15 protein-coding genes are annotated in these 18,874 nt (G+C 69.0%); 8 read left to right on the top strand and 7 right to left on the bottom strand.

Annotated features, from left to right (window positions below; translation table 11 throughout):
* Nucleotides 1-14 precede the first annotated feature (14 nt).
* Nucleotides 15-1,604, bottom strand: a complete 1,590-nt coding sequence (locus ABE957_RS05145; RefSeq protein ID WP_349757611.1) for a peptide chain release factor 3 — start codon at nt 1,602-1,604, stop codon at nt 15-17.
* A 356-nt stretch (nt 1,605-1,960) separates the two neighbouring features.
* Here ABE957_RS05145 and ABE957_RS05140 point away from each other — a divergent pair, with 356 nt between their 5' ends.
* Together ABE957_RS05140 and ABE957_RS05135 are read left to right on the top strand one after the other, a co-directional pair.
* The gene (locus ABE957_RS05140) at nt 1,961-3,310 is read left to right on the top strand and encodes a type II toxin-antitoxin system HipA family toxin (protein ID WP_349757610.1); all 1,350 of its coding nucleotides are present in this window, start codon (nt 1,961-1,963) and stop codon (nt 3,308-3,310) included.
* Complete coding sequence (locus tag ABE957_RS05135; RefSeq protein WP_349757609.1) at nt 3,307-3,624, top strand: helix-turn-helix transcriptional regulator; 318 nt, start codon at nt 3,307-3,309, stop codon at nt 3,622-3,624. Before ABE957_RS05140 ends, ABE957_RS05135 begins: the two co-directional genes overlap by 4 nt.
* 28 nt (nt 3,625-3,652) lie before the next feature.
* On the opposite strand, the gene ABE957_RS05130 is transcribed toward ABE957_RS05135, so the two are convergent.
* Nucleotides 3,653-4,144, bottom strand: a complete 492-nt coding sequence (locus ABE957_RS05130) for a DUF6647 family protein (protein ID WP_349757608.1) — start codon at nt 4,142-4,144, stop codon at nt 3,653-3,655.
* A gap of 355 nt (nt 4,145-4,499) precedes the next feature.
* Between ABE957_RS05130 and ABE957_RS05125 the strand changes: the two genes are divergently transcribed.
* Both ABE957_RS05125 and ABE957_RS05120 read left to right on the top strand, forming a co-directional pair.
* The gene (locus tag ABE957_RS05125; RefSeq protein ID WP_349757607.1) at nt 4,500-5,003 is read left to right on the top strand and encodes a CIA30 family protein; all 504 of its coding nucleotides are present in this window, start codon (nt 4,500-4,502) and stop codon (nt 5,001-5,003) included.
* Nucleotides 5,000-5,404 (top strand): DCC1-like thiol-disulfide oxidoreductase family protein, encoded by a 405-nt coding sequence (locus ABE957_RS05120; RefSeq protein ID WP_349757606.1) that lies wholly within the window; start codon nt 5,000-5,002, stop codon nt 5,402-5,404. Before ABE957_RS05125 ends, ABE957_RS05120 begins: the two co-directional genes overlap by 4 nt.
* A gap of 121 nt (nt 5,405-5,525) precedes the next feature.
* Here ABE957_RS05120 and ABE957_RS05115 read toward each other — a convergent pair whose 3' ends face one another.
* Together ABE957_RS05115 and dkgB are read right to left on the bottom strand one after the other, a co-directional pair.
* The gene (locus ABE957_RS05115; RefSeq protein ID WP_349757605.1) at nt 5,526-6,191 is read right to left on the bottom strand and encodes an SDR family oxidoreductase; all 666 of its coding nucleotides are present in this window, start codon (nt 6,189-6,191) and stop codon (nt 5,526-5,528) included.
* An 84-nt stretch (nt 6,192-6,275) separates the two neighbouring features.
* The gene (gene dkgB / locus ABE957_RS05110) at nt 6,276-7,085 is read right to left on the bottom strand and encodes a 2,5-didehydrogluconate reductase DkgB (protein ID WP_349757604.1); all 810 of its coding nucleotides are present in this window, start codon (nt 7,083-7,085) and stop codon (nt 6,276-6,278) included.
* Nucleotides 7,086-7,313: 228 nt separating this feature from the next.
* Between dkgB and ftsH the strand changes: the two genes are divergently transcribed.
* From ftsH to ABE957_RS05095, 3 genes are all read left to right on the top strand, one after another.
* Nucleotides 7,314-9,167 (top strand): ATP-dependent zinc metalloprotease FtsH, encoded by a 1,854-nt coding sequence (gene ftsH / locus ABE957_RS05105; protein WP_349757603.1) that lies wholly within the window; start codon nt 7,314-7,316, stop codon nt 9,165-9,167.
* Between the two features lie 283 nt (nt 9,168-9,450).
* On the top strand, nt 9,451-10,887 hold the full coding sequence (nhaD, locus tag ABE957_RS05100; RefSeq protein ID WP_432765400.1) for a sodium:proton antiporter NhaD: 1,437 nt from the start codon (nt 9,451-9,453) through the stop codon (nt 10,885-10,887).
* Between the two features lie 120 nt (nt 10,888-11,007).
* Nucleotides 11,008-11,607, top strand: coding sequence for a CBS domain-containing protein (locus ABE957_RS05095; RefSeq protein ID WP_349757601.1), 600 nt, complete (start codon nt 11,008-11,010; stop codon nt 11,605-11,607).
* Between the two features lie 13 nt (nt 11,608-11,620).
* On the opposite strand, the gene ABE957_RS05090 is transcribed toward ABE957_RS05095, so the two are convergent.
* Nucleotides 11,621-12,943 carry an erythromycin esterase family protein gene (locus ABE957_RS05090; RefSeq protein ID WP_349757600.1) on the bottom strand — a complete coding sequence of 441 codons (1,323 nt, stop codon included), beginning with the start codon at nt 12,941-12,943 and terminating at the stop codon, nt 11,621-11,623.
* Between the two features lie 195 nt (nt 12,944-13,138).
* Here ABE957_RS05090 and ABE957_RS05085 point away from each other — a divergent pair, with 195 nt between their 5' ends.
* Entirely contained in the window at nt 13,139-14,242 is a 1,104-nt protein-coding gene (locus ABE957_RS05085) for a mandelate racemase/muconate lactonizing enzyme family protein (protein WP_349757599.1), read from the top strand.
* 50 nt (nt 14,243-14,292) lie between these two features.
* Here the strand turns inward: ABE957_RS05085 and ABE957_RS05080 are convergent, their stop codons facing one another.
* Together ABE957_RS05080 and ABE957_RS05075 are read right to left on the bottom strand one after the other, a co-directional pair.
* Entirely contained in the window at nt 14,293-17,427 is a 3,135-nt protein-coding gene (locus ABE957_RS05080; protein WP_349757598.1) for an efflux RND transporter permease subunit, read from the bottom strand.
* The gene (locus ABE957_RS05075; protein WP_349757597.1) at nt 17,424-18,782 is read right to left on the bottom strand and encodes an efflux RND transporter periplasmic adaptor subunit; all 1,359 of its coding nucleotides are present in this window, start codon (nt 18,780-18,782) and stop codon (nt 17,424-17,426) included. Before ABE957_RS05075 ends, ABE957_RS05080 begins: the two co-directional genes overlap by 4 nt.
* Nucleotides 18,783-18,874: the final 92 nt, after the last annotated feature.

Here is an 18,874-nt window from a genome sequence, read left to right as displayed (position 1 = left end):
TGGCACTAGCGCAGTCAGTGCTCCCTTGTCGGCTGGAAGCGGATCTCCGGCCAGCGCTCCTGGGTCATCTGCAGGTTGACCCGGGTCGGAGCGATATAGGTCAGGTAGCCGCCGCCGTCGATGGCCAGGTTGGTGCTGGCCTTGCGCTTGAACTCCTCGAGCTTCTTGGCATCGTCGGAGTAGATCCAGCGCGCGGTGTTGACGTTCACCCCCTCGTAGACGCAATCGACCTTGTACTCTTCCTTGAGGCGGTGGGCGACCACGTCGAACTGCAGGGTACCCACGGCGCCGAGGATCAGGTCATTGTTATCCATCGGCATGAAGACCTGGGTCGCACCCTCCTCGGAGAGCTGCTGCAGGCCCTTCTGCAGCGCCTTCATCTTCAGCGGGTCCTTGAGGCGCACGCGCTTGAACAGCTCCGGGGCGAAGTGCGGGATGCCGGTGAAGCGCATGTCCTCGCCCTGGGTGAAGGTGTCGCCGATCTGGATGGTGCCGTGGTTGTGCAGGCCGATGATATCGCCAGGCCACGCCTCCTCCACCTGGGAACGGTCCGAGGCCATGAAGGTCAGGGCGTCGGCGATCTTGACGTCCTTGCCGATACGCACGTGGCGCATCTTCATGTTCTTCTCGTACTTGCCCGAACAGACCCGCAGGAAGGCGATGCGGTCGCGGTGGTTGGGGTCCATGTTCGCCTGGATCTTGAAGACGAAGCCGGTGAAGCGGCCGTCGTCGGCCTCCACCGTGCGGGTATCGGTCTCCCGCGGCTGGGGCGGCGGCGCGTACTCGACGAAGCCGTCGAGCATCTCGCGCACCCCGAAGTTGCCCATGGCGGTACCGAAGTAGACCGGCGTCAGCTCGCCGCGGCGGTAGGCCTCGAGATCGAAGGCGTGGGAGGCCCCGCGCACCAGCTCTACCTCCATGCGCAACTCCTCGGCCTGATCCTCGCCGAGCACCTCGTCCACCTCGGGATTGTCGAGCCCCTCGATGCGGCGATCTTCCGGGATGCGGTTGCCCTGCCCCTGCTTATAAAGGTGAATGGTGTCGTTGTAGAGGTGGTAGACGCCCCGGAAGTGGCGCCCCATGCCGATCGGCCAGGTCATGGGCGCGCACTGGATGTTGAGCACGTCCTCGACCTCGTCCATCACCTCGACGGGATCGCGGATATCGCGGTCCATCTTGTTGACGAAGGTGAGGATCGGCGTGGTCCGCAGGCGACACACCTCCATCAGCTTGATGGTACGCGCCTCGACGCCCTTGGCGCCGTCGATCACCATCAGCGCCGAGTCCACCGCGGTCAGGGTGCGGTAGGTGTCCTCGGAGAAGTCCTCGTGGCCCGGGGTGTCGAGCAGGTTGACGATGCGCCCGCCATAGGGGAACTGCATCACCGAGGTGGTCACCGAGATGCCCCGCTCCTGCTCCATCTTCATCCAGTCGGAGGTGGCGTGGCGGTCGTCGCGCTTGCTCTTGACGGAACCGGCCAGCTGGATGGCGTTTCCGAACAGCAGCATCTTCTCGGTGATGGTGGTCTTGCCGGCGTCGGGGTGCGAGATGATCGCGAAGGTGCGGCGCAGCCCGGTTTCGTGGGCGAGGGTCGAGTTGGACATTGCGTCTCGTCGCTGATTGATGCACATCCGGCCGGGGGTCGGGTCCGGCCGGCGCGTGTCGGTGTCTATCGGTGTCGTGAGTGCGACGATTGTACCGTCAGGCTCGGAGTCTGTCGCCGGTCGTCGCCCAGGCCGGCAGCGGAACGGGTGCTCAGACCCGGCACAGGCTGCGGCGGCATGACCACAGCGGGCCGCCCCGATGGGCGTTCGCGCTTAATGAGCACTATATTGCCTAAAAATGACATGCCGGCCAAAATATGGGTAATTTACTGCGCAAGAAATACCGCCTGCGCTAGACTATGTGCCATATATTGCGCAACACATGACGCAAATACTTCACCATGCAAGGGCCCACCATGCAGTTGACCCTTCAGATCCATCACCAGGGACAGTGGCACGATGCGGCCGTACTGGAACTCCCGCATCCGGAGCGCGGCACGCGTGGCCCTGCCCGGCTGGGCTATCTGCAGGCGCATGCCCTGGCCTGGATGTCCCGCGATGATGAGCACGCCTGCAGCCTGACCCTGCCGGTCGAGCTGATGATGCGCCACCACGGCGAGCGCTGGTTCGGCTTCCTCGAGGACATCATGCCGGCCGGGGCGAGCCGCCGGTACTGGATCGCTCACCTCGGTATCCAGGACCTGACATCCGGCGAGCAGGACAGCGAGCTGCTGCAGCGCGGCACCATCGCGCCGGTCGGCAACCTGCGCATCCGCGAGGCCGTGCCGTCGCGCCCGCCAGGCAGCACACTGGAGGCGCTGCGCTTCCCGCTCAGCGATGTCATCGAGCGGCATACCGACTTCCTGGAGTACGCCCAGCAGATGGGCGCCGCCAGCGGCGGGGCCACCGGCGCCGGCGGCGAGGCGCCCAAGCTGCTTGTGCGTCGCACGACGGGCGACGAGGTCTGGATCGACACCTGGCAGGACGACCCGACGACCCTCGACCCGCACTTCCTGGTCAAGTTTCCCCGCGGCCAGCGCGGGGTCGACGACTGCGACATCCTGCGCGCCGAGTACCATTACTACCGTGAGCTGGCCGACCTGGGCATCGATACCGTCTCGCTCGAGGGCCTGGCGCTGAGCGAAGGCGAGCGCTATCCCTCGCTGTGGCTGCCCCGCTTCGACGTCGAGGCGCGCGACGGCCGGCTGTGTCGCTACGGCCTGGAATCCGTCTATGCCCTGCTCGGCGTGGCGCCGGGCACCCACCTGCGCCACCCGGCAGTTCTGGAGCGACTGGTCGCCCTGCTCGAGCGCCAGCATCGGGTCCGGGAGCTGGGCGAGGCCTTCGACCGGGAGTCGTTCGTGATCGAATGGGTCAAGCGCGACCTGCTGAACGTGGCCTTCGGCAACTCCGACAACCACGGGCGCAACGCGGCCCTGCTCAAGCGTCCCGAAGGCATCTGGCACGCCCCGGTCTATGACTTCGCGCCCATGAAGGCCGACCCGGAGGGCGTGACGCGCACCACCCAATGGGGCGCTCCGCTGGAACAGGGCGGCGATTTCGACTGGCCCGCCATCGCCCGGGCGCTCGGCGTCCTGGTCGACCCGGATCGCCTGATGGCCGAGCTGGAGGCCCTCGCCAGCCGCTTGAAAGGCCTGGACGAGCGGCTCGCGGCGCGCGGCGTGCCGGAAGGGATCCTGACTCGACCGGCCGTGGGGCTCGGCCATCTCGATCAACGGCTCAAACGCTGGGGACTGGCACCATGAAAACCGACACCCTGACCCCGGAGGCCCGGGAAGCCGCCCTGCTGGAGCAGCTGCGCCGGTTACTGCGCGGCGAGCTCAGTGAGGGCCAGGTGCTGCGCCACCTGCGCCGCGAGGTGCTGGGCATGTCCCAGGGTGCCTACGCAGAGCTCGTCGGCATCAGCCGTCGGACCCTGTCCGACATCGAACGCGACGCCGGCAACGCCTCCATGGCCAGCATGGACCGCGTCTTTCGCCCCCTGGGCCTGAGGGTCGGCCTTCTACCTCGTCAGCCCGCCCTGCTGTCACGGCTCGTCGAGGAGGACGAGACCCCTTGACGGCCGACTTCGCGCCCTGGCGATCCGGCTAGCGCTGGCTGCGCTCGATGATCTGCAGGGTCTTCTCGTCGATGCCCAGGGCCGCCAGGGGGTCCGCTACCCCCGCCTCCTCGAGCCAGCGCAGCTGCAGGCGATAGGCCTCGCCCTCCAGGCGTCCCCGAGGTCGGATACCGGCATCGTCCTGACCCTGGCGCCGGGCATGATGAACCTGAAAGTGATGCACCAGCTCATGGAGCAGGTAGCTCTGGTCGACGCGGTCGTCGAGATCGAGATCGACGTCCAGGTAGATGATGCTGTCTCTGGGGTCGTAGGCTCCCTTGACCCGCACGCCCAGAGGTTCGGGAAAGTCGGGGAAACAGCGTTGCTGCAGGCTCGCCTGGCTCTCGACTTTCACCCCCGGCAGGGCGGGTTCGCGATAGTCCGTGCGACGCGCCAGCCAGGCGCTCTGCTCCCGGACGATCCGTGCCGGCGCCGAGGGCAAGGTCGTGGTCGAGGGATCGCCGGACGACGTGGACGACACGGCAGGTACCCCAGGCGCCAGCATGAATACCCACAGCCAGAGGGCGAGCGGTGCGGGCCAGCGGGAGGGCCGCGGCCGTGAGGGCCCGCCCCTCGACGGGGCCCTGGGCGTGAGCAAAGGCGACATGCCGACCTCGCAATGGTTGGGGCAAGCCAGCGCCGGTGACCGGGCGCCCGGCATCCCCGAGCCCCGACGGCCGACGCGGTGGCAACACGTCACCAGTCTAGCCGCCGAGGGTGCACACCACCCGGCTTACCCACCGACGGACATGGGCACCTGGCCAGCGCCCCCGCTGGGCGTCATCCTGTCCAGTGCTGAAGGATACTCTGGTTCACCGCTACCGCGAGGAGGCTCCATGCCATCAGGGATCGATTTCCACATCGATTTTCAGGACACCGACGAGGCAGGCCGCTGGCGTGCCATCAACGACGGCGTGATGGGCGGCGTCTCCCAGGGCGGGATGCAGTTCGCCGCGGGCATCGGCGTCTTCACCGGGCGGCTGTCGCTCGACCACGGCGGCGGCTTCGCCTCGGTGCGCCGCGAGCCCGGTGACCCGGCCCTGGGTGACGCTCGTGGGGTTCGTCTCCGGGTGCGCGGCGATGGCCGCACCTACCAGCTGCGGCTGCGCACCGACCGCCTCTTCGAGGGCGCGGCCTATCGCGCCCGGTTCACCACCACGGGCGAGTGGCAGAGTCTCGATCTTTCCTGGGGCGACTTCGAGGCGGTCTTCCGCGGCCGGCGGCTGGAGGATGCCCCGCCGCTCGCGCCGCAGGATATTCGCCAGTTCGGCTTCCTGATCGCCGACCGCCGTGAGGGGGACTTCCGGCTGGAGATCGCCACCCTCGAGGCGCTGGCATGACGCGACAGGAAAAGTCTCGGCCCGCCCTGACGCTGGTCTATGACGGCCAGTGCCCGATGTGCCGGCAGTTCGTGCGCCTGCAGCGGCTGCGTCGCGATGTCGGCGAGCTGGAACTGGTCGATGCGCGAGAGCAGAGTGCCGTCCGCCGCGAACTGAGTGAGCTCGGCATCGACCTGGACGAGGGCTTCGCGCTGCGCATCGGCGAGCAGTGGGTGCACGGCAGCGAGGCCCTGCACCGCCTGGCGCTGATGAGCACCGGCAGCGGCCTCTTCAATCGCCTGATGGCCAGGATCTTCGCCTCCCCGCGCCGCACCGCCCGGCTCTATCCCTGGCTGCGCGCGGGCCGGGCCACCCTGCTGCGCCTGCTGGGGCGCGGGCCCATCGACAACCTGCGGCGCTGAGCCTGATGACCGCCCCCGGCGCGGACGCCTCATCCGGGACGGTCACCGGACGGCTCACCTCAACAAGCGGCCGACTCGATCAGGACGCACCTCATCAGGTCAGGCTTAACCAGGCCGGGCTTTACCAGGGGAGCGACTCGCCGTTGCTGTGCCAGAAGCCGCCGCTGGTCGCGAGCGTCAGCGCCTCGATGCGCGCCGCGATGCCGTCGGCGGCCTCCTCCGGGCTGATCAGGCCGCCGAAGTTGACCATGCGGGTCTGCACATAGCCGGGGTGAAGCTGGGCCACGGCGATGCCGCGGGGCGCCAGGTCCACCGCCAGCGACTTGCCGAAGGCGTTCTGTGCGGCCTTCGAGGCTCGATAGCCGTAGCGCCCGCCGGAGTCGTTGTCGGCGATCGAGCCCATGCGGCTGGTGATGTTGGCAATCTTGGCGCCCTCGTTAAGCCGCGGCAGCAGCGCCTCTGTGACCCGCAGCGGGGCATAGGCGTTGATCTCCATCTGCGCGCGAATGGCGTCGAAATCGAGCTCGCCCAGCGACTCGTCGTGGAGCATCCCGGCGTTGTTGATCAGCAGATCCAGCGGCTGATCCGCGAGCGCCTCGGCGAGGCGCGCGACATCCGCCTCGCCGGTCACGTCGATGCCGTCAATGACCCGGCTGGCCACCTCGGCGAGTTCATCGGAGCCGGCGCGGCAGGCGCCGATCACCTGCCAGCCCGACCGGTGGTAGTGGCGCGCCAGCGCCAGGCCGACGCCACGATTGGCGCCCGTGATCAGTACGGTGGAAGCCATGTTCCCTCCTTCGATGAGCCGGCCGTCTCGTTCGAGCGTGTCTGGTTCCGGTGCGTGCGCTTCAATGATGGGGGCCGGCCGGGCTCAGTCCCAGTCGGGGGCGAAGTCGGGGTCGGCGATCCGCTCGCCGCGATCCAGGGCGGCAATCGCCGCGAGCTCCTCCTCGCTCAGGGTGAGATCGAAAGCGGTCAGGTTGCTCGCCAGGTGCTCACGCTTGGTGGAAGACGGAATGCTCACCACGCCGCGCGAGCGAATCCAGGCCAGGGCGACCTGGGCCGGCGTGGCCTCGTGGTCTTCGGCGATGCGCGCGAGGGTGGCGTCTTCCATCACCTTGCCCACGGCCAGCGGCATGAAGGCGGTCACCGTCAGGCCGCGCGACTGGCAGTGCGCCACCAGGTCACGATTGTGCAGGAAGGGGTGGATCTCGACCTGGTTGGTCAGCAGGGACTCCGGCCCGAGGATCTCCAGCGCCTGGTCGACCTGGGCAATGGTGAAGTTGGAGACGCCGATATGGCGCGCCTGACCGGCCTCTCGCACCTCGCGCAGGGCGTTCAGGTAGTCGGCCATGGGCACCGCGTCCTCCGGCGAGGGCCAGTGGATCAGCAGCAGATCGACGTAGTCGGTGCCGAGCTTCTCCAGGCTCTCGCGCACGCTGGCCTTCAGCGCGTCGGGCTCGAGCCGGTCGTGCCACACCTTGGTGGTCAGGAACAGCGACTCGCGCGGCACCTCGCTCTCGGCGAGGGCGGCGCCCACGTCCTGCTCGTTCTCGTACATCTGGGCGGTATCGATATGCCGATAGCCCAGCGCCAGGGCGTCGTGGATCACCTGCTTGAGGGTGTCGCCCTTCAGGCGGAAGGTGCCGAGGCCGGGATTGGGCAGCGGGGTCGTGCTCATGGGCTCTGCTCCTCGTGTCGCGCGCTGCGTGTCACGCTGAATCGCTGGCGCGCGGTGCATGTCGGGCCTGTCGCACCGGTCCTGACTAGGTGCGGGAAGACGCGCCGATTTCAAGGGGCAATTTCAAGGGGCGCGGCCTGCCCTACACTGGAAGCCATCATGATGGCATTCGGCCACCCCTCTGCAGGAGACATCTGCATCGGCGAGGCCGCGTTGCGAGGAACCGGCATGGAACCCAATCATCGCTTCAACGTGATTTACGTGCTGATCGCCGTGATGCTCTTCCTGACCTTCCAGAACGTCTACCGCAACTGGCAGACCACCGATCCCATTCCCTACTCGGAGTTCACCCGACTGCTGGAGGAGGGCCGCATCGCCGAGGTGCAGGTCGGCGACGATCGTCTCACCGGCACCTTCACCTCCCCCCAGCCCGACGGCCAGACCGCCTTCACCACCAACCGCGTCGATCCCGGCCTGGCCGAGCGGCTGGCGCAATACGACATCACCTTCGACGGCCGCCCGACGAGCCCCTTCCTGACCGTGCTGCTGTCGTGGTTCCTGCCGCTGGTGCTGCTTTTCGTGATCTGGTCCTTCCTGATCCGCCGCATGACCGGCGGGGGCGGGCTCGGCGGGATGATGTCGATCGGCAAGTCCAAGGCCAAGGTCTACGTGGAGACCTCCACCAGGGTGAGCTTCGAGGATGTCGCCGGGGTGGACGAGGCCAAGAACGAGCTCCAGGAGGTGGTGGCCTTCCTGCGCGACCCCGAGCGCTACGGCAGGCTCGGTGCGCATATTCCCAAGGGCATCCTGCTGGTCGGCCCGCCCGGCACCGGCAAGACCCTGCTGGCCCGAGCCGTGGCGGGCGAAGCCGGCGTGCCCTTCTTCTCGATCTCCGGCTCGGAGTTCGTCGAGATGTTCGTCGGGGTGGGCGCGGCTCGGGTCCGCGACCTCTTCGAGCAGGCCGGCAAGGCCAAGCCCTGCATCATCTTCATCGACGAGCTCGACGCCCTGGGCCGGGCCCGGGGGCCCGGCGCCATGGGCGGCCAGGACGAGAAGGAGCAGACGCTCAACCAGCTGCTCTCGGAGCTCGACGGTTTCGATCCCTCCACCGGCATCGTGCTGCTCGCCGCCACCAACCGGCCGGAAATCCTCGACCCGGCCCTGCTGCGCGCCGGTCGCTTCGACCGCCAGGTGCTGGTGGATCGCCCCGAGCGCAACGGCCGGCTGCAGATCCTGCGCGTGCATATCGGCAAGATCCACGCCCTGGCCCCGGACGTCGACCTCGACCACATCGCCTCGCTGACGCCGGGCTTCACCGGCGCCGACCTCGCCAACCTGGTCAACGAGGCGGCGCTGCTGGCCACCCGCCGCGACAGCGAGACGGTGGCCATGGCGGACTTCACCAACGCCATCGAGCGCATCGTCGCCGGCCTCGAGAAGAAGAGCCGGCTGCTCAATACCCACGAGCGCGCGGTGGTCGCCCACCACGAGATGGGCCATGCCCTGGTGGCCGCCTCCCTGCCGGGCATGGATCCGGTGCACAAAGTCTCGATCATCCCCCGCGGCGTCGGCGCGCTGGGCTATACCATCCAGCGCCCCACCGAGGACCGCTTCCTGCAGACGGTCAGCGACCTGAAGTACCGCATGGCGGTGCTGATGGGGGGCCGCGCCGCCGAGCAGCTGATCTTCGAGGAGGTCTCCACCGGCGCCGCCGACGACCTGGCCAAGGTCACCGAGATCGCCCGGGACATGGCGACCCGCTTCGGCATGGCCGACGAGACCGGCCAGGTGGTTTACGAGAAGGATCGCCAGGCCTTCCTGGGGGAGACCTACGGCATCAGCCAGCCCCACGACTACGCCGAGGCCACCGCCCGGGAGATCGACCTCTCGGTGCGCCAGCTGGTCGACGAGGCCTACACCCTGGCCCGGCAGACGCTGACCGAGCGGCGCCAGGACCTCGAGGCCGGTGCCGCCCTGCTGCTCGAGCGCGAGACGCTGACCGCCGACGAGTACCCGCCGATGGCGCCATCGGTCCCTGACGCGTCCCCGAGACCGTCTGAGGGGCGCTTGAGAAGCTCTTGAGGGGTTCTTGAGCAAGCCCTTAAGCCCCCCTTAAGAAAACGCCGCGATACTCCGCCTCCGCGCGCCAGGACCTTGCCTGTTGTCCGCCGACATCGCGACCGCCGATGCCCGGGCCCCGACGGGCCGCCGACAGCGCTGGCGAGGGTCCGCTTCCAGTTGCGAGCAAACGGTTCGCACCCTATCATTCGCGCTTCAGCCTCCCCGCTCACCCTCCTCCCCGGGAACTTTCACTCCGATGTCGATGCTACCCCGACCGCACCGCAGGCCCAGGCACAGCGCCCGGATGCCTGGTCTTCTCATGCTTGGCCTGATGGCCCTGCTGGCCGCCCCGCTGGCCCAGGCCGCCGCCGGCCCGCTGGCGCTCACGAGCTCCCTCTACGGCTTCAGCGCCGTGACGCTGTTCATCCTCGCCTACGCGCTGGTGATGGCCGAGGAACAGCTGCACATGCGCAAGTCCAAGCCGGTGCTGATCGCCGCCGGCCTGATCTGGACGCTGATCGGCTGGGTATACGTCCAGGCGGGCCTGCCCGACGCGGCCGAGGAGGCCTTCCGGGAGACCCTGCTGGAGTACAGCGAACTGCTGCTCTTCCTGCTGGTGGCGATGACCTACATCAACGCCATGGAGGAGCGCCGCGTGTTCGATGCGCTGCGCTCCTGGATGGTCCGGAAGGGTTTCAGCTACCGTTCGCTGTTCTGGATCACCGGCATCCTGGCCTTCGGCATCTCGGCCATCGCCAACAACCTGACCACGGCGATGCTGATGTGCGCCGTGGTGCTCAAGGTCGCCGAGGGCGACAAGCGATTCATCGGCCTGTGCTGCGTCAATATCGTCATCGCCTCCAACGCCGGCGGCACCTTCAGTCCCTTCGGCGACATCACCACCCTGATGGTCTGGCAGGCCGGGATGGTCGAGTTCAACCAGTTCTTCGCCCTGCTGGTGCCCGCGCTGGTCAACTACCTGCTGCCGGCGCTGATCATGAGCGCCTTCATCAAGAACCGGAAGCCCGACTCCCTGGAGGAGAACGTCTGGCTCAAGCGCGGCGCGCGGCGCATCATCGCCCTGTTCCTGTTCACCGTGGCCAACGCCGTGGCCTGCCATACCCTGCTCAACCTGCCGCCGGTGCTCGGCATGATGACCGGCCTTGGCCTGCTGCAGTTCTTCGGCTACTACCTGCGCCGCAGCCTGCCGATGTCGCTGGAGCGCAAGCGCACCCGCTACACCCAGCGCGGCGACTGGAAGAAGCTCGAGCAGCTCGGCAGCGTGGTGCCCTTCGACGTCTTCACGCGGATCGCCCGCTCCGAGTGGGACACCCTGCTGTTCTTCTACGGGGTGGTGATGTGTGTCGGCGGTCTGGGCTTCATGGGCTACCTCAGCCTGCTCTCCGAGACGCTCTATACCGGCTGGGACCCCGTCTGGGCCAACATCGTGCTGGGGGTGATCTCGGCGGTGGTCGACAACATCCCGGTGATGTTCGCCGTGCTCTCGATGGAGCCGGACATGTCGCTCGGCAACTGGCTGCTGATCACCCTGACCGCCGGCGTCGGCGGCAGCCTGCTCTCGGTCGGTTCCGCCGCCGGCGTGGCGCTGATGGGCCAGGCGCGGGGCAACTACACCTTCGCCACCCACCTGCGCTGGGCGCCGGTCATCGCCCTGGGCTACGCGGCCAGCATCGCCGTGCATCTGTGGATGAACGCCGAGGGCTTCCAGCTCCTCGGCTGAGCCGCCCGCAACGGGCGCAGCCCGGCGCCTTAAGAAACCCATAAGAAACTCGTGCAACGGTGAGTTCAGCAGGAGCCGCCCAGGGCCGCGCCTGCTGACCATCACGACACGGAGTTCCCCATGACGACCCTCTCTCCCTCCCCCATCCAGCCGGTCGCGCTGAACGCACGCCCGACCATCGCCACGCCCGAGTCGCTGATCCTGGACGCCCAGAGTCCGGCCATGATGGTGCTCACCGACTTCGCGCGCACCTCTCCGCAGACCATCCATGCCGACCGGCCCGTCGACGAGGCCCACCAGCAGATGATCAGCGGGGGTGTGCGCCTGCTGCTGGTGATCGACGACCAGGGACGCTGCAGCGGCGTGCTGCCCGCCCGCGAGGTGATCGGCGGACGGCTGATCACGCTGGCCATGCAGCAACACCGCATCGACCGCGGCGACGTCACCGTCGGGATGATCCAGACCCCGCTGCACAAGACCCCGACGCTTACCCTGGAGACGCTGGCCTCGCTGACCCTCGATGATCTGGTGCAGTCGCTCAGGAGCTTCGGCGACCAGCACCTGCTGGTCACCGAACCGACCCCACGCCATGGAGAGCGCATCCGCGGGGTGATCTCGGCGGCCGACATCGCCCGCGTGCTCGGCTATCGCCCGGGCGGGCTGGCCGAGGCGAGAAGCTTCGCCGACATCTGCAAGGTGGTGCTCGGCCGCGAGCTGTGACGCCGGACATGGCTCACACCCCGAACGGATAGGTATCGGGGATGGCCTCGCGCTGCCAGTGCGCTCCCGGTGCCAGCGGCTCGACGGCCGTAGTCTCGTCCAGGTGGTAGAGCGCATCGAACTGCTCGGCCAGGCAGACCTGGAAGTAGTGACTGCCCCGTTCCGTCTCCGGGCGGTAGATCACCCCGATCGCCCGCTCCAGCCGGTGAGCCTTCAGGGGCTCGGTCCGGGCCGCTGGCAGCGGCAGATAGAAGCGGTCGCGCCCGCTCTGGTGGAAGAGCCGCTCGACGCTGCCCTCGAGCGAGGGGCGCACCCAGCGGTGCTCGGCCGGACCGTCCCAGTCCCGGGCGGCGGTGACATGGCCGGTGTGGGTGGTGAAGCCCACCAGCAGCACCCGCTCGCCCCCGAATCGCCGGCGCGCCAGCTGGCCGACGTTGTGCTGCGCCTGGCGCCAGCCCATCTCGGTGGCCCGGGCGTCGCCCAGGTGGGAGTTGTGGGCCCACACCACCACCTTGCCCCGTCCCCCCTGGCGACGCAGGTGGTCGTGCAACTCGGCGAGGGTCTCGGTCATGTGGTCGTCGCGCAGGTTCCAGGTATCCACCCGGGTGCCGAACATCGCCCGGTAGTAGGCCTCGGCGTTGACCACCACCCGGGCGTTCTGCTCGGCGAAGAACTGGGCATCGACGGCCCGGCGTCCGTCCTCCGCCAGGTAGGAGGAGGCTCGCTCCATCAGCCGCACCTGCAGTCCCACGGCCGCCCGCTCGCAGGAGGGGCTCAGGCCGAAGGCCGCGCTGCGTCCGTAGTGGAAGGGATCGCCGCGATGATCGAGGCAGGCGTAGCCCCGGCGGGCGACCTCGGCCTGCTCGGGGTCGACGCCTTCCAGGTACTCGATGACCGCCTCGGCCGAGCGATGCAGGCTGTAGAGGTCCATGCCGTGGAAGCCCACCTTCTTCGCCAGGGGCTGGCGGGCGTTGTACTCGCGCAGCCAGGCGATGAAGTCGCGCACCTCATGGTTGCACCACATCCAGTGGGGAAAGCGCTGGAAGTCCTCGAAGGCCTCGCCGAGGGAGTCCTCGCCCCCGCCCCGCACGTAGCGGTCCAGGCGCAGGGCATCGGGCCAGTCGGCCTCCACCAGCACCGCCTCGAAGCCCTTCTCCTCGATCAGCCGCCGGGTGATCTCGGCGCGCAGCCGGTAGAACTCGGCGGTGCCGTGGGAGGCCTCGCCGAGCAGCACGAAGGGCCGGTCGCCGACCCGGTCGAGCAGCGCATCATGGTCGCCGGCGCGCCCTTCCAGCCGCGTGGCCAGGTCACGCACACAGGCAAGGGGAGTCGTCATGACAGGCACCTCCACAGAACGCCTCGAGGCCTATTCTGACAGTCTAGTCCGGGGGCCAACCGGCGGAGAGGCCAGGGCTCACCTCGAGCCTTCCCCATGCGATCGAATACGACCGGGATGGGCTGACCCTTGCCGCTCGACCTGCCGGCGACTCCGCTATGCTGGGATTTCTTACATTCGGGGCGAGGACGCGGCATGCGCATTACCCATCTGGCGGCCTACACCGGCGAGCTTCACTACGATGGCACGGCCTATGCCTTCGCCGGCGGGCGCTCCTACCAGCGGTTCACCAGCACCGTGGTAGTGCTCACCACCGACGAGGGCCTGACCGGCGTCGGCGAGGTGTGCCCCTGCGGGCCGAGCTACATGCCCGCCTTCGCCGGGGGCCTGCCCGCCTGCCTGGAGGAACTCGCGCCCCACCTGATCGGGGAAGACCCGCGCCACACCACGCGCCTCGCCCGCAGGATGGACCAGGCGCTCAACGGCCACGCCTACGCCAAGGCCGCCATCGATCTCGCCTGCTGGGACCTGCTGGGCAAGGCGGCGGGCCTGCCCGTGCATGTGCTGCTGGGCGGGCGACTCATGGAGACGCTGCCGCTGCATCGCATCGTGCCGCTGGCCGACCCCGAGGCCATGGCAAACTCCCTGGCGGCCTACCGCGCGGCCGGCTTCCGGCACTTCCAGATCAAGCTGGGCCATGAAGTGGAGGACGACATCGCCATGATGCGGGTACTTTCCGAGGACCGGCCGTCCGGCGAGGTGTGGGTGGGCGACATCAACGGCGCCTGGCGGCGCGACCAGGCGGCGCGCTTCTCCAAGGCACTTGCCGATCTCGACCTGATCCTGGAGCAGCCCTGCGCGAGCTACGAGGAGTGCCTGTCGTTTCGACGGCGCTCGCACCACTCCATCAAACTCGACGAGAGCCTGACCAGCCTTGCGGACGTGCAGCGGGCGCTTCGTGACGATGCCATGGACGCCATGGCGCTGAAGGTCAGCAAGTTCGGGGGCCTGACGCCCTCGCGGGTCATCCGCGACCTGTGCGTTGCGGCCGGCATCCCGATGACCATCGAGGACGCCTGGGGCAGCGGCATCGCCACCGCCGCCTATGCCCAGCTGGCCGCCAGCACGCCCGCGCCCTGCCTGCTCAACACCACCGACCTGCACCGCTACAACACCACCCAGCTGGCCCACGGCGCCCCCGAGGTCACCGGCGGCACCATGTCGGTCGGCGACCGCCCGGGGCTCGGCGTCACGCCGGACCTCGACCGGCTGTCGGGCCCCATCGTGGAACACGGCTGAGCCGCGCCGCTTACCCCACCTGAGGGTTTGCCGCGACGGCTCACAGCGGGTCAGCCGCCCGCCGGTGCGTCCTGGGCCTCCTCGCCGGCGCGCCCGAAGCGCTCACGAAGTCGCTCGAGGTAGCTCAGCAGCACCGGGATCACGGCCAGCACCAGCAGCGTCGAGAACGCCAGGCCGAAGGCGATGGAGACCGCCATGGGGATCAGGAACTGCGCCTGCAGCGAGGTCTCGAAGAGCAGCGGCAGGAGCCCACCGATGGTGGTCAGCGAGGTGAGCAGCACGGCCCGCACCCGCTGCACCACCGCCTCGTTGAGCGCAGCATCGATGGCCAGCCCCTTGTGGCGCTGGTGGCGGTAGAAGGCCACCAGGATGATGGCGTTGTTGACCACGATGCCGGAGAGCCCGAAGAGCCCGAACAGCGAGAGCATGGTCAGGTTGAGGCCCATTGCCCAGTGGCCCAGCAGGGCCCCGACCAGCGCCAGCGGGATGATCGTCATGACGATCAGCGGCAGGCTCCAGGAGGCGAAGACCCAGGCCAGCACCACGTACATCAGCCCCAGGCCGATGATCAGCCCGGTGCGCATGTCGGCGAAGGTCTCGCGCTGGTCGGCGGCGCGCCCCTCGAAGCTGTAGCGCAGCCGGTGGGTGCTGACGAGCGTCGGCAGCACCTCCTTGGAGACGCCGTCGAGCACCCGCTCGGCGTTGGTGATCTCGCTGTCGAGCTCGGCGGTCACCTCCACCGCCAGGCGCCCGTCTGCATGGCGCAGCGCCTCGAAGCCCTGGCGATGATCGAGCGCCATGACCTGATCCAGCGGCACGAAGCGCCCCTCCGAGGTGCGCACCGTCAGCCGTGACAGGGTCGAGAGCCGCTCACGCTGTTCGCGGGGCAGCAGCACCCGCACCTCGATCTCGTCGGCGCCGTCCTGGTAGATCTGCACCAGGCGGCCGTCGAAGGCCGCCCTGAGCTGGCGACCCAGGTCGAGGGTGGTCAGCCCCAGGGCCTCGCCGTGGGCACTCACCCGGTAGATGAGCTGCTCGCGTCCCCAGGGCATGTCGTCCTCGGTATCCAGCACGCCGGGCAGCTCGCTGAGCGAGCGGGACAGCGATTCCGCGGCGGCCTTGAGGTCGTCGGCGGACTCGCCGGTCAGGCGGATGTTGACGTCCTTGCCGGGCGGTCCCGCCGCGCGCTCGTTGATGGTCAGGTTCTCCAGGCCCGCGGGCTCGGCCATCCGCGCGCGCCAGGTGCGGATGAACTCGGCGTTACGCACGTCGCGGTCGTCCGAGGGGGTGAGCTCGATCATCATCGAGCCGACGTTGTCGCCGTTGCGTCCCGGCTGACCGCCGGACATCGTGGCCCCGTGGCGGACCACGGCATGCTGGACGAGTCCGCCGCCTAGCGCCTCCTCGGTCTCGTTCAGAGCGGACTGCATCTGGGTCAGCAGTTCGTCGACGCTGCCGTGGTCGGTGCCCGCCACGAAGCTGGCGTTGGCATAGAGGATGTTGGGTTCCGGCGTGGGAAAGAAGGTGAACTCCAGGCGTCCCCCGGCCAGCAGGCCGACGGTGAAGAGCACGACCGAAAGCGCCGAGGCGAGCGTGGCGGCGCGGTGGCGCAGGGTCAGCGCCGAGAAGCGCCGGAAGGGTCCCTCGCGGAAGCGCTCGAAGGCCGTCTCGAAGCGCTCGCGGGGCCGCGACAGCAGGTGGCGCCGGGGCGCCTTGCCGGGCACGAAGGCGTTACGCAGGTGAGCCGGCAGCACCACGAAGCACTCCAGCAGCGAGGCGACGAGCACACAGATCATCACCACCGGAATATCGCCGAGGATGTTGCCGATCACCCCGCCCACCAACAGCAGCGGCATGAAGGCGGCCACCGTGGTCAGCGACGAGGCGATGACCGGCCACAGCATGCGCCGGGCGGCGCCCTCGGAGGCGTGGCGGGCGGGCTCGCCGCCGCGGTAGTGGGCATCAGCGTCCTCGCCGACGACGATGGCGTCGTCGACGATCACCCCGAGCGCCATGATCAGCGCGAACAGCGAGATCATGTTGATCGACCCGCCGATCACCCAGAACACCGCCATGGCGGCCAGGAAGGCGGTGGGAATGCCGATGGCGACCCACAGCGCCACCCGGGCGGGCAGGAAGAAGTAGAGCAGCAGCAGCACCAGGAAGAGGCCGCCCAGGCCGTTGCTGATCAGCAGCCAGATGCGCTCGGCGATCAGCTGCCATGTCTCGTCGTGCACCTCGAGCTCGACCGAGGGCGGCAGCTGGGGTCGTGTCTCGTCGAGCCAGCGATTGAGTACGTCGGCGGCGGCCAGCGAATTGCCGTTCTCGCTTCGCTGCAGCATCAGCTCCACCGCCGGGTGACCGTTGCGACTCAGGGTCACCGAGGGTTCACGGGCCTCCTGGCGGATGATGGCGATGTCGCCCAGGCGCAGCTGGACCCGCTCACCGCTGAGCACCGGCAAATCGGCGAAGGCCAGGGCATCGCGGCGCTGCTCCACGGCGCGCAGCTCGCGGGTGCTGTCCTGCTGGCCGAGCAGCCCCGCCGGCAGGTCGCGGGACATCGCCTCGATGCGCTCGGCGATCTCGCCGAGGCTCAGCTGCAGCCCCTGCAGGCGCTCGGCAGGGATCTCGATGCTGATCTGCTGCTCGGGCAGGCCGCTGATCTCCACCCGGTCGATGCCCGCCTGCAGCAGCTGGTCCTCGAAGCGATTGGCCAGGTGGCGCAGCTCCTGGGGGGTGACCTCGCCATGCACCAGCAGCCGGGCCACCGGTTCATAGCGGGCCGCCCGGGCGACCTGGGGCTCCTCGGCCTCCGACGGCAGGTTGGTGAACTCGTCGACCTGCTGGCGAACGTCGTCCAGCGCCAGGATGGGGTCGCTGCCCTCGTTGAACTCCAGGGTGATGTTCGAGATGCCCTGGGCCGAGGTGGAGGTCATCCGCTTCAGGCCGTCGATGCTGCGCAGGCGCTGCTCGAAGGGGATGGTGATGCCCTGCTCGATGTCCTCCGCCGAGGCGCCGCTCCACACCGTGCGCACGCTGACCACGTCCAGGGCAAAGGAGGGGAAGAACTGGATGTTCATGCGCGAGATGCCCAGCGCCCCGCCGAGCAGCATCACCAGCATCACCAGGTTGGCGGCGACCCTGTGATGGACGAAGAAGCCGATCACCCCGCGCCGGCGACTCACGAGGTCGCCTCGTCCTGGCCAGCGCCCTCATCGACGCCGCCGGCTCGCTCGACCCGCTCGGCGCTCGCGCCGTCGTCTCCTTCGTCGCTGGCGGCTTGCCCGTCGCGCTCGGCTTGATCATCACTGGCGGCTGGCTCGTCGCCAGCGCTCTGGACCAGCAGCCCCTGCATGGCGTTGGGCAGGTGAGTGACGATCACCCGGTCGCCGTCGGCCAGCGCCTCGCCGCTGACCAGCGCCCAACGCTCACCGTCGTTGCGCACCACGTCGCCATGGTGGGTCACCGCCAGGCGCTGCATGCGGTTCGCCTCGTCCATCAGGTAGAGGGCGTCGTTGCCGTAGAGCGCGCTGTAGGGCACCGCCAGGCTTTCCGGCACCCGCGGGCGCTGAAGCGACACGGCCGCGAGGCTGCCGGGGCGCAGCCGCTCACCGCCATCCTCCAGGCGGAAGATCGCCTCGGTGCCGGCCGGGTCGCCCTCGCCGGCGAGCCCGGTCAGCACCAGACGCGCGCCCTGCTCGTCGGTGGCCACCAGGCGTTCCCCGTGCGACAGGGCCTCGAGCAGCTCGGCCTGATGGCGCTGGGGGATGCGCGCGCGAAGCTCCAGCCCGCGTTCGGGATAGACGCTGAGCAGTTCGCTGCGGGCGGCGACCTGATCGCCCGGGGCCACCCGGATGCGCGTGACGATACCATCGAAGGGCGAATCGACCCGGCTGCGCTCGGCATCGCGGCGCGCCGCGGCCAGGGCGGCTTGCGCCCGGGTCAGGCCGGCCTGAAGCGAGCGCAGGCGCGCCGGGTGCTCGGCGATCGCCCGCTCACGGGCCGCCACCGTCACCCGGGCGCGGGCCAGCTCGTTGCGCGCGGCGTCCAGATCAGACTGGGAGGCCAGGTTGCGCGCCCTGAGCGAACGGGAGCGCTCCAGCTGGCGAAGGGCGTTGTCGACCAGCTCGCGCTCGCGGGCCAGGGCCTCGCGGTCGCTATCGTGGCGCACCCGCTCGTTCTCGACCTGGGCCTCGCGATCCGCCACCTCGGCCTCGGCCTGCTGCAGGGGTGGGACCACGTCGGCATCGTCCAGGGCCACCAGCCGCTCGCCGCGGGCCACCCGCTGCCCCTCCCGGACCGGCCGTTCGGCGACCCGCCCGGCCAGAGGCGCGGTGACGGTGAGCATGTCGGGGGCGGTGATCTCGCCATACAGCGGCAGGACGGGCGCCCGGGGCTCAAGCGTCGCGGCGAGAGTCTCGACGCGCCAGCGGCGCTCCTCGGGAGTCACACTGGGGCTTTCGGGCCGGGTCGCGCGCAGCCACAGAAAGGCCACCACGCCGACGGCCAGGATCAACAGGGGGAGCAGGCGTCTAAGCATCGGGCTTGGTTCCACCGGGCATATCAACAGCCCACAATATACAGTCATCAACCGGCGATTGTCGGCACCGTCATCTACCGGGACGAGGCGAC

Origin of the sequence: Halomonas pelophila, from assembly GCF_040196315.1 — a bacterium.
GTDB lineage: Bacteria > Pseudomonadota > Gammaproteobacteria > Pseudomonadales > Halomonadaceae > Halomonas > Halomonas pelophila.
The sequence above is the reverse complement of the archived record's forward strand: the minus strand, read 5'-3'. Positions and strand labels throughout refer to the sequence as shown.

What these genes read in the sequence shown, in the direction of transcription:
- ABE957_RS05145 (WP_349757611.1), bottom strand. Translation starts at nt 1,604, where the DNA reads ATGTCCAACTCGACCCTCGCCCACGAAACCGGGCTGCGCCGCACCTTC.
- ABE957_RS05140 (WP_349757610.1), top strand. Translation starts at nt 1,961, where the DNA reads ATGCAGTTGACCCTTCAGATCCATCACCAGGGACAGTGGCACGATGCG.
- ABE957_RS05135 (WP_349757609.1), top strand. Translation starts at nt 3,307, where the DNA reads ATGAAAACCGACACCCTGACCCCGGAGGCCCGGGAAGCCGCCCTGCTG.
- ABE957_RS05125 (WP_349757607.1), top strand. Translation starts at nt 4,500, where the DNA reads ATGCCATCAGGGATCGATTTCCACATCGATTTTCAGGACACCGACGAG.
- ABE957_RS05120 (WP_349757606.1), top strand. Translation starts at nt 5,000, where the DNA reads ATGACGCGACAGGAAAAGTCTCGGCCCGCCCTGACGCTGGTCTATGAC.
- ABE957_RS05115 (WP_349757605.1), bottom strand. Translation starts at nt 6,191, where the DNA reads ATGGCTTCCACCGTACTGATCACGGGCGCCAATCGTGGCGTCGGCCTG.
- dkgB (WP_349757604.1), bottom strand. Translation starts at nt 7,085, where the DNA reads ATGAGCACGACCCCGCTGCCCAATCCCGGCCTCGGCACCTTCCGCCTG.
- ftsH (WP_349757603.1), top strand. Translation starts at nt 7,314, where the DNA reads ATGGAACCCAATCATCGCTTCAACGTGATTTACGTGCTGATCGCCGTG.
- nhaD (WP_432765400.1), top strand. Translation starts at nt 9,451, where the DNA reads ATGCCTGGTCTTCTCATGCTTGGCCTGATGGCCCTGCTGGCCGCCCCG.
- ABE957_RS05095 (WP_349757601.1), top strand. Translation starts at nt 11,008, where the DNA reads ATGACGACCCTCTCTCCCTCCCCCATCCAGCCGGTCGCGCTGAACGCA.
- ABE957_RS05090 (WP_349757600.1), bottom strand. Translation starts at nt 12,943, where the DNA reads ATGACGACTCCCCTTGCCTGTGTGCGTGACCTGGCCACGCGGCTGGAA.
- ABE957_RS05085 (WP_349757599.1), top strand. Translation starts at nt 13,139, where the DNA reads ATGCGCATTACCCATCTGGCGGCCTACACCGGCGAGCTTCACTACGAT.
- ABE957_RS05075 (WP_349757597.1), bottom strand. Translation starts at nt 18,782, where the DNA reads ATGCTTAGACGCCTGCTCCCCCTGTTGATCCTGGCCGTCGGCGTGGTG.